Origin of the sequence: Alkalinema sp. FACHB-956 (assembly GCF_014697025.1) — a bacterium.
Classification (GTDB): domain Bacteria; phylum Cyanobacteriota; class Cyanobacteriia; order Leptolyngbyales; family Leptolyngbyaceae; genus Alkalinema.
Genome location: NZ_JACJRC010000001.1, coordinates 216,249 through 228,138 on the forward strand (window position 1 = coordinate 216,249; position 11,890 = coordinate 228,138).

Below are 11,890 nucleotides of genomic sequence, written 5' to 3' on the forward strand. Positions count from 1 at the left end.
AGGAAATAGAAGACTAATGGGAAAGTGTAACATTACGGATAAAGAACTAGCAGGTGCACTAGATATCTCAGTAGGAAGGTTAACTGATATTTGCGACTTCTTCGATGCCGATCCAAATGATGATTGGGTTTTAATCACGGGTATTCACTTTGAGTGGGGGCCTTATGGTTCGAGAGTCTTTAGTGCAGAGGGCGCAGTTGAGATTTGTAATTATCTAGAAGAGAACCAGAAAGAGCGTCCTTTACTTCAGCGATGGAAGCGTTGGTTATTACAGCGTGATCGCAGACTCAAAGGTCTGATGGTTGCAAAACATGTTCAGGAAATCAGCCAACTGAAAGGACAAATTATTTTCAGAAATGGTAGAGCATTTCTAGGCCCCAGAGCTTGTCGAGAAGTGCTTGGACTGGGAAAACGCCAAGATATCCTCAACAGAACTTTCCAAGAGATTCAGCGTTCTGAAAATATAGAGATTGAACCACTAAAAATCGATATTGACTTTTTCATACATGAGGCAAATTCACAGTATTTTAGTCAATCTGGTCTAGCGTCAGTTAGTAAACATTTAGGAAAGCGTCTAACTCAAAAGCATCGACAGGAATGGGCAAAAGTTGTTGCTGATTATGCACCTCCAGCTTTGGAAGCAATTGAGAAACATGAAGCTGATCGAGCCAAGCGGATCAAACGGGCTATGGATCGTGTTAGATCATATGCTAAAGGACGTTGTCAACTAACTAATCGTCGTCAATCAGTAGAAAAATTTGATCTAGAGGTTCATCATTTATTTGATAAAAATACTTACCCTCATCTCGCTGACATGGAAGCAAATCTCATCGCTATTGCTTCTGATATCCACACCCATTTTCATAAATGGATGGGGGGAAGCCATGTTACATGCACCATAGAAGATATGGAGCGATATATTGAGGAATTCGGCAATTCTCTTTTTTCTGAAGAAAATGTAGATCAAGCAACAAAGGTAGCCATTATATTATCCAATTCAAAAAGAATACTTAAGCCACTAGTTGAGTAGTCTCTCTGCCCAACGTAAGAGATCGCATCAAGCATCCCTGTTCACTCAGTAACATTATTCCACTTCTACCATCTCTACTCCGCTTGCAAAAAGGCTAGATAATCCTGGGTGATTTCCTTCACGGCTAACTCGTAGAACTGCTGGCCATGCTCCGGCGTTGCCAAGGCTGGATTCGATCCCATGCGCCCATCGGGATAGCGCCGCCGAAAATCGATCGCGCCATAAATCCTATGTCCCTTGGCCACAGGCTCACTCAACGGCGCAGTCTTAATCGCTTCTGGATAAATAAACTGCGTCACCGCCACCTCACTCGGCGTCGCGTGGGAACCCTCCTGATCTCCATAGAGTTCCTTGGCGAGCCGATATACCCCACCCCCCATATACCAATTGCAGACCGTGCATTGCACATCCTCAGCCCCTGCCAGCCCCATTTCCCCCAGGTAGGCATAGGTTTCCGCAAAGGCCGCCTTCAGCGTCGCCACATTACCGCCATGGCCATTGATAAAGAAAAACTTACGGAATCCTGCCTTGGCCAAACTCGTGACGGTATCACGAATTACTAGAATTAACGTACTGGGCTTCAGGCTCATACTCCCTGGAAAGGCCATGTGGTGCAACGCCATCCCCACATTAATCGTTGGTGCCACCAACGTTTCTGTTGCCTCGCCCACCCCCTTCGCGATCGCCTCAGCACAGATGGCATCCGTTCCAATCAACCCCGTTGGCCCATGCTGCTCCGTAGACCCGATCGGCAGCAAAATCCCCCGCGATCGTTGGAGATAGGTTTCCACTTCCGGCCAAGTACACAGATGCAGCAGCATAAATCAGATCCCAATGAGGCTTCTGTTTCTATCTTAGAATAGGAAATCCCATCAGTTAGACGTGAATTAACAGCAGCCTACATGTCACAGATCAGATTGCACACAATAGATTGCAAACATAGATTGCGCAAAACTCAGATTGCGCAAAACTCAGATTACGCAAGATATAGATTGCGCAAGATATAGATTGCGCAAAACTCAGATTACGCAAGATTTCAGGCAATCAAACCATCCAGATGCGGCTATAAAACTGCGATCGCATTCCAAATTATCCCAACGTAGATCGATATAAATCGATCGGATAGCCCCCGCTTTAAGATAACTGTAATTGCGGCATCGGCATCGCAGAGCTGCGTTCGGCAGAATGGACTGTGCCCTCGTAATAGAGAATCTTGCCCCGTGCATCCCGGACAGCATAGATATTTTCAGTAATCCACAGAGTACTTCTATCTTGGCAATAGACCTCAGAGGTTGCTCCCAAAATATGTCCCTGTTGGCGTAATTGCTGCACCAGTTCTTGCCGCCGCTCTGGTTGCACATAAAGCTGGGTACTAATATCCGTCATAGCAGCAATCAGATCCTCGCAGGAAGCGTATTTGTAGAGATTGGCTAAGGCGCGGTTCACTTTCAAGAACTGCCCCTCAGGACTGCTTTGAAACATCCCTTCGCTCGATCGTTCAAACAAACTGACATAGCGTTCTTCCATTTGCCGCCGTTCTGTCAGTTCATCCTGGAGGCGAACATTCTGGTTTTCTAGGCGCTTTTGCAGGCTGCGAATTTTCAGTTGGTTATCGACCCGCACCAAAACTTCCTCAATCTGAAAGGGCTTGGTGATGTAGTCTGAGCCCCCTAGTCCAAAGGCTTTTACCTTACTCGATGCATCATGAATCGCACTGACAAAAATAACCGGAATATCCTGTGTCAGAGTATAGTTACGCAAATATTCGCAGACGGCATAGCCATCCATATCGGGCATCATAATGTCCAACAGCACCACATCGGGAATGGCATTCTGAATCGACGCCATGGCTTCCTTCCCGGACAGGGCTGTGTGAATGTCATAGCCTTGTCGTTTGAGTGCGGCTGATAGGAGCGTCAGGTTACTCTGCACATCATCCACAATCAGTACGGTGCCCTTATGGTTACCGTCGAAGGGCTTGAGGTGTAATAGTGAAAAGATTTTTTCTTCAGCTTTTTGCAGTTCCGAACGGTTCCTGGCACTCTGCCCACTGAGGCTCTGGTGTACTAGGGCGAGTCGCTCCAACTCATCGACCACTGAGTTGATCCGCTGCTCGTTACTGTAGAGGCTGGCCAACACGACATTGAGATCGCTGGTTGCATCTGGCTGGATCCCATCTCCCTGTTGGCCTTCAAATTTTAAGCGATCGAGATTTTGTCGAAGTAACTTACGAATGTAGTAACTGATGCCAGGAGGTAACTGTAGGCGCATAAGGGAGCACTCGTGCAGGATGGAGTCAGCGTCTCTGCACACCTCCGCCCAATGGCCCAGAGAAATCCCAACCAACAGTGATGAGTCGGGTTTTGGGGGGAGTGTCTAGACGATAGACTCAGTGTTCCCATTTCCGGCGAAGATCTCATGGTAATTCTAGAAAAATCCGCGCCGATGGCAGGGTAATACTCCCCCCCAAATCCCCCTTAAACGTCAGGGTGCATCGCCTAGGCTCGTACTTGCTGTACGGGCTGGGTTTCGCTGGGTTGGCTATGTTTGAGGGTGACGCTGCGACGGGCTGCTTCCACAAAGCGACTGACGCGGATAGGGTCGATCGGGTTATCCCGTTTGCCTTGTCGCTTGAGGGAACTGGAGACAATCACCCCATCTGCCGCTTGCATGAGTTGCGGAATATTCTCCCAGGTGGCTCCACTACCGATGAAGACGGGGGTATCCTGGGCGGCACTGCTGGCGAGTTCCAAATCTTGGAGATCGGGAGGACTGCCCGTGGCCCAACCGGAGAAAATCACCGCATCGGCCAAACCTCGCTCGATCGTGTCCTGAACCGCAGTCGTCAGGTTGGGCGTTCCCAAAGGTCGGGCATGTTTCACTAAGACATCGGCAAAAATCTTGACATCGCTGCCCAGTTCCCGGCGATAGCGCATCAGTTCGTGGGCTTTGCCTTCAATGACACCCTGATCGGTGACCATTGCGCCCGTCCACACATTCACCCGGATAAAGGGAGCCTCGACGCAACTGGCGATCGCGATCGCACTGCGAGCATCGTTCCGCAATACATTAATCCCGATCGGCACTGTGACCAGGCTTTGCAGCCGCTGGATCACCACCGTCATGGCACTCACCACCGCCGGATCGACCTGATCTTTGGGAAAGGGCGCATCAAAAAAGTTTTCCACAATAATGCCATCAACGCCCCCTGCCGCCAAGGCCGTTGCTTCTTGTTCAGCGCGATCGACAATCGCCCGCAGGCTGCCTCCCCAGCGAGGAGAGGTGGGCAGGGGCATCAAATGCACGACACCAATGATAGGATTAGGAGTTCTGAAGATTTGTTTTAAGTCCACGTGAGCTATGAGTCTTGGCGTTTTGAAGCAAGGTCTATCTTACATCTATCGTAAAACGAGACCCGTTTAGATTTAATTTAGATTTGCCTTTTACTTTGCCTTTTACGGAGATCTGGCCCAGAAGCTGATGGCAAGTTGTCGCCTGCGAAGTGATTTAGACCCCATATTTCGATCGATAGATCGGGCATAGTGTAAGAAGGAAACAGCCCGATCCCCAAGGATCCACCCTGAGCCTTTTATCTGTGGAGAACTGCCGTGCAAGCCAAGGAGATTATTAAGGAAGCCAATCTGCTCTACAAGGCGCTTGCCCCAGTTTTGGCCTTAGGGCCAGCCTATGGAGATTATGTGCTGACGGACTTGGCGCGGGTGGTGCGCATCTGTGGTCGCAGCAATGCCAATATCAGCTCCAATGAGTTACTGGCCTACTTGGTGCTGTTTGGGCTGGTCAAAGCAGACAAGGACAAATTAAATGTGGCGTTGCATCTGTGGGATTACTCCAGCCAGACCCGACGGGAGTATGAGAAGCAGACGCTCAAGCTGATCATGGACTTTACGCAACAGGATGGAGCCGTCGATCGCTTGGAGTTACCGGGACTGCTGGAGGCGATCGACCGCAATCGAGGGACGCAGTACACTAGCCATGTCATCAACGCCATCTATCGATTTGCCCAGATCATTATCAAAGCCGATAACCAAGTCACCATGCAGGAAATGGATGCCCTGTCGTCGATTTGGAAGTTATTGCATAACAGTTCTAGTAATGTAGCCAATCCGGCAGTTAATTTGTCAGGGAACGATCGCGCGGCCAATCCAACGGCGACTTCGCCCAATCCGGCTCCACTATCGGATGTCATGGCGGAGTTGAATCGGTTAATTGGCATGGCGGAGGTGAAAGAAGAGGTCAAAACCCTGACGAATTTTCTGCGGGTGCAACAGGTGCGATCGCAGCGGGGACTGGCGAAAACCCCGGTCTCCCTCCATGCGGTCTTTTGTGGGCCACCGGGAACCGGAAAAACCACCGTGGCGCGGCTGATGGGCAAGATCTACAAAGATTTAGGGTTCCTGAGCAAAGGGCATTTGGTGGAAACCGATCGATCGGGGCTGGTGGCAGGCTATGTCGGACAAACGGCGCAGAATGTGGATGAACTGGTGACCCAAGCCCTAGATGGGGTGCTATTTATCGACGAAGCCTACACCCTCAAACCCCCCGGCGATGGTCGTGACTTTGGCCAAGAAGCGATCGATACTTTGCTGAAACGCATGGAAGATCACCGCGATCGGCTAGTCGTGGTCGTGGCGGGCTATCAAGCGGAAATGCAGAGCTTTATTGAGTCCAATCCGGGTTTAAAATCCCGCTTTAACCGTTATTTCTACTTCAACGACTACAGGCCAGAAGAGCTGTTAGAAATCTTCCTCAAACTGGCAGAGAAAAGCCATTTCACCCTGACGCCCCCCGCCCAACAAGCCACGCTGCAAGTCCTACACCATGTCTATGAAAGTCGGGATAAAACCTTTGGCAATGCCCGCATGGTGCGAAATTTATTTGAAAAAATCGTAGAACGGCAGGCCAATCGCCTTGCAACCGTTAGTCAATATGATTTGACCGATAGCTTACTGACGACACTCCAGCCAGAGGATATTCCCGTGGATGAATATTTGGGAACCACCCGAGAGGCAACCTCAGACTTGTCCGTGGAACTGCCTGGGGAAAAATCTGAGGAAAGGGCAGAAGAAATCTCTGGGGCGGAGAATCTGCCAGTGCCGACCCAGCCAACCGGCCAGATGATCGGGGCACCCATCCCCCCAGGGATCAGCCAAGGCTACGACCAACCGCCGCCCCCGGTTCCCGCTGAATGGACGATCGGACCCGCCAGCCAGTCCGTCAATGCCACCAATGCCAACCCCACCAATGCCAATCCCACTCCAACAGCTGCAACTCCCATGGCTGCAACTCCCATGGCTACCACTGCGCTGCAACCGCCGCCGCCCGCGCCGATCGACCCCCCGCAATCAACCGCCGAAAGTACGTTAATCCAAATTCGCACCTTATTGGCACGATCGCTACAAAACCAGCCGCTACAAAGCCAGCCGCTACAGAGTCAGCCGCTACAAAACCAGCCGCTACAAAGTCAGCAAATTCAGGCCAAAACCAATTTACGGGATGGTTGTTTACAGGTGATGTTTGAGGCGGCCACTGCGCCGGAGATGAGCAAAATGGTGGTCTTAATGCGCCAGGTCATTCAAACGGTCGGGACCCAACATATTTCTCGGTTGCAGATTTATGGGCGAGAAATAGGCCAAGAATTTCCGGCTTGGAGCAAGGAATTTCGGTTGAGCTAGTTTTGGGGGACTGGCCAGCCTTGGGGATTGGTGGGAATTTAGACGGTGAAATGCAAAAAGGGGAAGAAGCTTTTGACTTCTCCCCCTTTTATGCGGATGGCGAGACTCGAACTCGCAAGGCAATGCCACACGCACCTCAAGCGTGCGCGTATACCAATTCCGCCACATCCGCGCACAGTTACCTCTTGGTTTTCCCAAGCTTTAGTATTATAGCAAAAAAAATCTGTTTGGCTAGTATTTTGCCCAGAAAATCTTGGAAATGTATTGAGCACATTGATCACCCATGATTGATCACCAATGACTTGTCAAAGGGAACTATTCGGTTTTCAATGGTTGGCTAGCGCGATCGCCCTTACTTACCCTGCTATCCCCACCTATGCCGTTCCAATCAACCCTGGCTCAACTCATCGAAATCACCCATGCCACTGGCTACCATCTGCAAGATTTAGCCCAGGTTGCCCAAGGCATCACCACCGATAGCCGTGCCATCCAGCCGGGACAACTGTTCCTGGCCCTGCGGGGTGAGCGATTTGATGGCCATCAGTTTGTGGAAGCGGCGATCGCCCAGGGGGCAGTGGCGGCCATCGTCGATCGGCAATATCCCGTTGCAGACTCCGCCCTCCCCTTAGTCCAGGTAGACGATACGCTGAAAGCCTATCAGGCGATCGGGCGCTGGTGGCGGCAACAGTTTAATATCCCGGTGATTGGTATTACGGGATCCGTTGGCAAAACCACGATGAAGGAACTGGTGGCGGCCCTGCTCTCCCACTCCGGCAAGGTGCTCAAAAGTCAGGCGAATTTTAACAATGAAATTGGCGTACCGCTGACCCTGTTGCAATTGGATGCCGATCACGATTTTGCGGTGATTGAAATGGGAATGCGCGGTCGGGGCCAAATTGCTGAACTGGCGCAGATTGCCGAACCGACGATCGGATTAATTACCACGGTGGGGACGGCCCATATTGAATTGCTGGGTTCCCGTGAGGCGATCGCGAAAGCGAAGTGTGAATTGTTCGCAGAATTGGCACCGGATAAGTTGGCGATTTTCAATGCGGATAATGCCCTATTGGCTCAAACAGCCGCCAAGGTCTGGCAGGGCAAAACCTTGTCCTATGGGTTTACCCAAGGGGATTTGCAAGGTCAGTTGCCCGATGGAGACACGATCGAAATTGCGGGGGTGCGATATCCTCTGCCCTTACCTGGAGAGCACAACGCGATCAATTACCTGGGGGCGCTGGCGGTTTTGAAGGCGTTGCATTTGAGTTGGCAGCCCTTTGAGTCGGGGTTAACCGTCGATCTACCGGGCGGACGGGCAAAATGCTACGAGTTACCCAATGACATTGCGCTTTTGGACGAAACCTACAATGCTGGGTTGGAGTCCATGCTGGCGTCCCTCAAGCTCCTTGCGCAAACGCCCGGAAGTCGTCATATTGCGGTGTTAGGCACGATGCGGGAACTGGGGGAATTTTCGGTTCCGTTCCACCGTCAAGTGGGGGAACAGGTGCAGGAACTCCAGATCGATCGCTTGCTAATTCTGGCCGATCCGGCTGAAGCGGAAGCCCTAGCCCAGGGCGCTGCTTCGGTGCCGACAGAAACCTTTGACAGCCATGAAGCGGTAGTAGAACGGTTGATACACCTAATGCAACCGGGCGATCGCATTTTATTTAAAGCCTCCCGCGCAGTGGGGCTCGATCGGGTAGTGAATGCCCTGCGATCGGCAAATTCTCCAGCTTGATTCCCAATGGCATAGATGGTGAACCAGCCTCAGACGAAGTCTAGATAAATGTCTAGATAAATGTCTAGATAAACCCCTACGAAACAGATAAATCTTGTTTGGAGTTCAATGAATGTAACGGTTGTTCCACCGTGAAATAGAAGGTGGTGCCAATACCAAATTGAGAGTCCACCCAGATGCGGCCTCCATGGCTTTCCACAATTTTTTTACAGGTGGCCAAACCAATGCCAGTACCAGGATAGGTTTTGCTATTGTATAGGCGACGAAATGCTTCAAAAATTTGCTCTCGATTTTCTGGCTTAATTCCAATTCCATTGTCATGAATGCTAAATAACCAGGCATTCTCCCGTTGTTCTGCATGAATTTTGACTTGGGGTAAAATTCCGGGCTGGACAAATTTCAAGGCATTGCTGATTAAATTTTGAAACAGTTGCATTAACTGTGTTTCATTTCCCTGGAGAGTCGGCAGATCTTGGTAGAGAATACAGGCATTTTTTTCATCGATCATAGCCCGTAGGTTTTCAATCACGGTTTCCAACAATAAATTACAGTTAATCTCTGTCCAATCTAACGCCTCACGTCCGACCTTGGCATAAACGAGGAGATCATGGATTAACTGTTGCATACGATTTCCGGCAGCCGCTACGCGATCGAGGTATTCCAAAACAGTTTCATCTAGACTATCTTGGTACCGCATTTTGACTAACTTAATAAATCCCGTTACACTTTGCAGGGGTTGTTGCAAATCATGGGAAACCACATGGGCAAACTGTTCTAGCTCCCGATTCGATTTTTCCAGGGCTAAATTGCGTTCAATCAACTGTTTCTGCAACCGTTGAAGTCGTAAATGATGTTCTACCCGCGCTAGTACCTCAGCTTCTTGAAACGGTTTTGTCACATAATCTTCCGCCCCCACATTAAATGCTTTGACTTTATCCATAGCCTCGTCGAGGGCGCTGATAAAAATGATTGGAATACTCCGAGTTCTTTCATTTTCTTTTAGCGATCGACAGACGCTATAACCATCCATTTCTGGCATCATGATATCTAGAAGAATCAGATCGGGTAAGCAAATGTCGATCGATCGCAGCGCCAAAACGCCACTCGGCGCTAGTCGAACCGTGTAGCCATAATCCGTCAGAACCTTGGCTAGCAAATGTAAATTGGCCGGAATATCATCGACAACGAGAATATTACCTTTAGCTGAATACAAATTATCCGACTTCATAGTTGAAATTCGTTGTGATTGCAAAACATCATTAAAAAGTGAGAGATCGAGATATAGAGCATTCCTTGACCATCTAGGTAGACTACACCCAAGCCTAGTGAGAATAATCAGTATTCACCATCACTATTTCAGGGAAACCGTTCACCATCACCATTCACCATTACCATTCACCATTACCGTTCACCATCACCATTACCATTCACCACCCAAAGGATTGGAACATTGACGATGACAATACTTGACAACAATACTTATAGTAAATTTGCCCCCTGTAAAAAAATCATTAACTGATCGTATTGAAAATCATTGCTCATCTGGATTAGCGTTTTGGCAAGGGTCGGATGCTGGGCTTCAATTTCATGGATGAGTGCGACCATGCGACTGAGATTGAGTTCCAAAACAGCTTGTTGAAACTGGGATTTCCATGCTGAGGGCAAGGAATCTAAAGCATCGGAGGCTAACCGGATTGTGGGTAACGCTAAAGGATCTAGGTCTACCGACATATCCGCATAGATAAAACGCACTCCCAAATGTTTTTCTAGTTTTTCAACAATCACCTCTTCACGAAAGGGTTTACGAACAAAATCATCACAACCAATATCCAGAATCAGCGACCGATCGTCTTCAAAGGCACTCGCAGTGAGGGCAATCACAACGGTTGCCTGTCCCCGGATATGACCTTTAATCCGTTGAGCCGCTTCATACCCATCCATCACCGGCATCCGCATATCCATCCAAATTAAATGCGGTTGCCAAGTTTCCCACATTTGAATCGCTTCTTGACCATTCTCCGCTTCCCGCACTTCAAACCCTAAGCGATCGAGCATTGTGACCAAAAGCTTACGATTCGTCCATTTATCCTCTGCAACCAAAAGCCGATAGCTAGGCTGATTGGGCGCAATACTGACCACCTGCTGGGGCACTTTGCTTTCTGCCAACTCCCCCACTTCCGCCACATCGACTGGGATCTTAAATTCAACGGTGGTTCCACTCCCTAACTGACTGGTCATCATGATTTGGCCACCCATGATTTGAATAAATCGATGACAAATGGCTAACCCCAGCCCTGTCCCAGGCTGAGAGGTTTGCTGCGATCGGGTTTGGACAAAGGGCTGAAATAGTTTATCCATATCATCCACAGCAATGCCTAAACCCGTATCCGTAATTTCAAACTGTAAGATTTGCTGATTTAAATACTCCATTGGGGATAGTGCATCGCAACCCTCCGGTGCATCAGGGCTGACCCGAACCCGCATTGACACCCCGCCTTGACTGGTAAATTTGACTGCGTTGCCCAGTAAATTAATTAAGATCTGCCTGAGCTTACTTTTATCGGTTTGAATATAACGAGGGAGTTCGGGCTCGTAGTCAAAAATCAGTTGCAGTCCTTGAGTTTCTGCTTTGAGATAGAACATATCCTCCAGTGTTTTCAAAAGAACTTTTAAATCAAAGCAACTGATATTGAGAGAAACTTTACCCGCTTCAATCTTAGACATATCTAAAATGTCATTAATCAGAGAGAGTAAATGCTCCCCACTATGAAGAATGATATCTAAACCGTTTTTGATTGCTGGCGTCAGACAGGGCTCGTGTTGCAGCAGTTGACTGTACCCTAAAACGGCATTGAGGGGTGTCCGTAATTCGTGACTCATCCTGGCGAGGAATTCACTCTTGGCCTGATTGGCTGCATCCGCCTGTTCTTTAGCTGCCTGCAGAAGAATATTTTGCTCCTTTAGTTGCTCCTGTTGCTCTAATAATTGCTTTTGTAAATGTCGAATTGTCAGTTGATGTTCAACCCGCGCTAGTACTTCTTCAATCTGAAAGGGTTTAGTAATGTAATCTGCGCCTCCTACCGCAAAAGCTTGGACTTTATCCATGGCTTCGTCGAGTGCACTCAGAAAAATCACCGGGATTTCACGGTTTTGTTTGTCAGCCTTGAGCGATCGACAAACTTCAAACCCATCCATGTCAGGCATCCGAATATCTAGCAAAATTAGATCCGGGGCAGAGGCTTGGACGCTCATCAAGGCCAGGGAGCCACTTTTGACACACCGAATGGCATATCCTTGTTGGCTCAAGGTGGCTGATAGAACCCTGAGATTATCCAAGGAATCATCAACAATCAGGATAATACCTTTGCGTGAAGACGAATAGGTGTTCATTATGAGTGGGATGCTGCAAAACGGACAAAACGCTGCCAGACC

Annotated in this window: 7 protein-coding genes, 1 tRNA gene and 1 pseudogene; 3 read left to right on the forward strand and 6 right to left on the reverse strand. The window is 49.1% G+C overall.

Annotated features, from left to right (window positions below):
• Nucleotides 1-16 precede the first annotated feature (16 nt).
• Nucleotides 17-1,030 carry a hypothetical protein gene (locus tag H6G21_RS00925; protein ID WP_190569561.1) on the forward strand — a complete coding sequence of 338 codons (1,014 nt, stop codon included), beginning with the start codon at nucleotides 17-19 and terminating at the stop codon, nucleotides 1,028-1,030.
• Nucleotides 1,031-1,104: 74 nt separating this feature from the next.
• Here H6G21_RS00925 and H6G21_RS00930 read toward each other — a convergent pair whose 3' ends face one another.
• From H6G21_RS00930 to btpA, 3 genes are all read right to left on the reverse strand, one after another.
• Nucleotides 1,105-1,851 carry a creatininase family protein gene (locus tag H6G21_RS00930; RefSeq protein ID WP_190569563.1) on the reverse strand — a complete coding sequence of 249 codons (747 nt, stop codon included), beginning with the start codon at nucleotides 1,849-1,851 and terminating at the stop codon, nucleotides 1,105-1,107.
• A 313-nt stretch (nucleotides 1,852-2,164) separates the two neighbouring features.
• On the reverse strand, nucleotides 2,165-3,301 hold the full coding sequence (locus tag H6G21_RS00935; RefSeq protein ID WP_190569565.1) for a response regulator: 1,137 nt from the start codon (nucleotides 3,299-3,301) through the stop codon (nucleotides 2,165-2,167).
• Nucleotides 3,302-3,528: 227 nt separating this feature from the next.
• Nucleotides 3,529-4,383, reverse strand: a complete 855-nt coding sequence (gene btpA / locus H6G21_RS00940) for a photosystem I biogenesis protein BtpA (protein ID WP_190569567.1) — start codon at nucleotides 4,381-4,383, stop codon at nucleotides 3,529-3,531.
• An 840-nt stretch (nucleotides 4,384-5,223) separates the two neighbouring features.
• On the opposite strand from btpA, the pseudogene H6G21_RS26135 reads away from it, so the two are divergent.
• A pseudogene (locus tag H6G21_RS26135) lies at nucleotides 5,224-6,027 on the forward strand (AAA family ATPase); the annotation flags it as partial.
• Nucleotides 6,028-6,814: 787 nt separating this feature from the next.
• Here H6G21_RS26135 and H6G21_RS00950 read toward each other — a convergent pair.
• Nucleotides 6,815-6,895, reverse strand: a tRNA-Leu gene (locus H6G21_RS00950).
• Between the two features lie 204 nt (nucleotides 6,896-7,099).
• On the opposite strand from H6G21_RS00950, the gene murF reads away from it, so the two are divergent.
• Nucleotides 7,100-8,458, forward strand: a complete 1,359-nt coding sequence (gene murF, locus H6G21_RS00955) for a UDP-N-acetylmuramoyl-tripeptide--D-alanyl-D-alanine ligase (RefSeq protein WP_190569569.1) — start codon at nucleotides 7,100-7,102, stop codon at nucleotides 8,456-8,458.
• A gap of 76 nt (nucleotides 8,459-8,534) precedes the next feature.
• Here murF and H6G21_RS00960 read toward each other — a convergent pair whose 3' ends face one another.
• On the reverse strand, nucleotides 8,535-9,686 hold the full coding sequence (locus H6G21_RS00960) for a response regulator (RefSeq protein ID WP_190569571.1): 1,152 nt from the start codon (nucleotides 9,684-9,686) through the stop codon (nucleotides 8,535-8,537).
• Between the two features lie 251 nt (nucleotides 9,687-9,937).
• Nucleotides 9,938-11,848 carry a response regulator gene (locus tag H6G21_RS00965; protein WP_190569573.1) on the reverse strand — a complete coding sequence of 637 codons (1,911 nt, stop codon included), beginning with the start codon at nucleotides 11,846-11,848 and terminating at the stop codon, nucleotides 9,938-9,940.
• Nucleotides 11,849-11,890 lie beyond the last annotated feature (42 nt).

Bases quoted from the DNA above. Each gene is read 5' to 3' on its own strand.
- H6G21_RS00925 (WP_190569561.1), top strand. From the start codon at position 17: ATGGGAAAGTGTAACATTACGGATAAAGAACTAGCAGGTGCACTAGAT.
- H6G21_RS00930 (WP_190569563.1), bottom strand. From the start codon at position 1,851: ATGCTGCTGCATCTGTGTACTTGGCCGGAAGTGGAAACCTATCTCCAA.
- H6G21_RS00935 (WP_190569565.1), bottom strand. From the start codon at position 3,301: ATGCGCCTACAGTTACCTCCTGGCATCAGTTACTACATTCGTAAGTTA.
- murF (WP_190569569.1), top strand. From the start codon at position 7,100: ATGCCGTTCCAATCAACCCTGGCTCAACTCATCGAAATCACCCATGCC.
- H6G21_RS00960 (WP_190569571.1), bottom strand. From the start codon at position 9,686: ATGAAGTCGGATAATTTGTATTCAGCTAAAGGTAATATTCTCGTTGTC.
- H6G21_RS00965 (WP_190569573.1), bottom strand. From the start codon at position 11,848: ATGAACACCTATTCGTCTTCACGCAAAGGTATTATCCTGATTGTTGAT.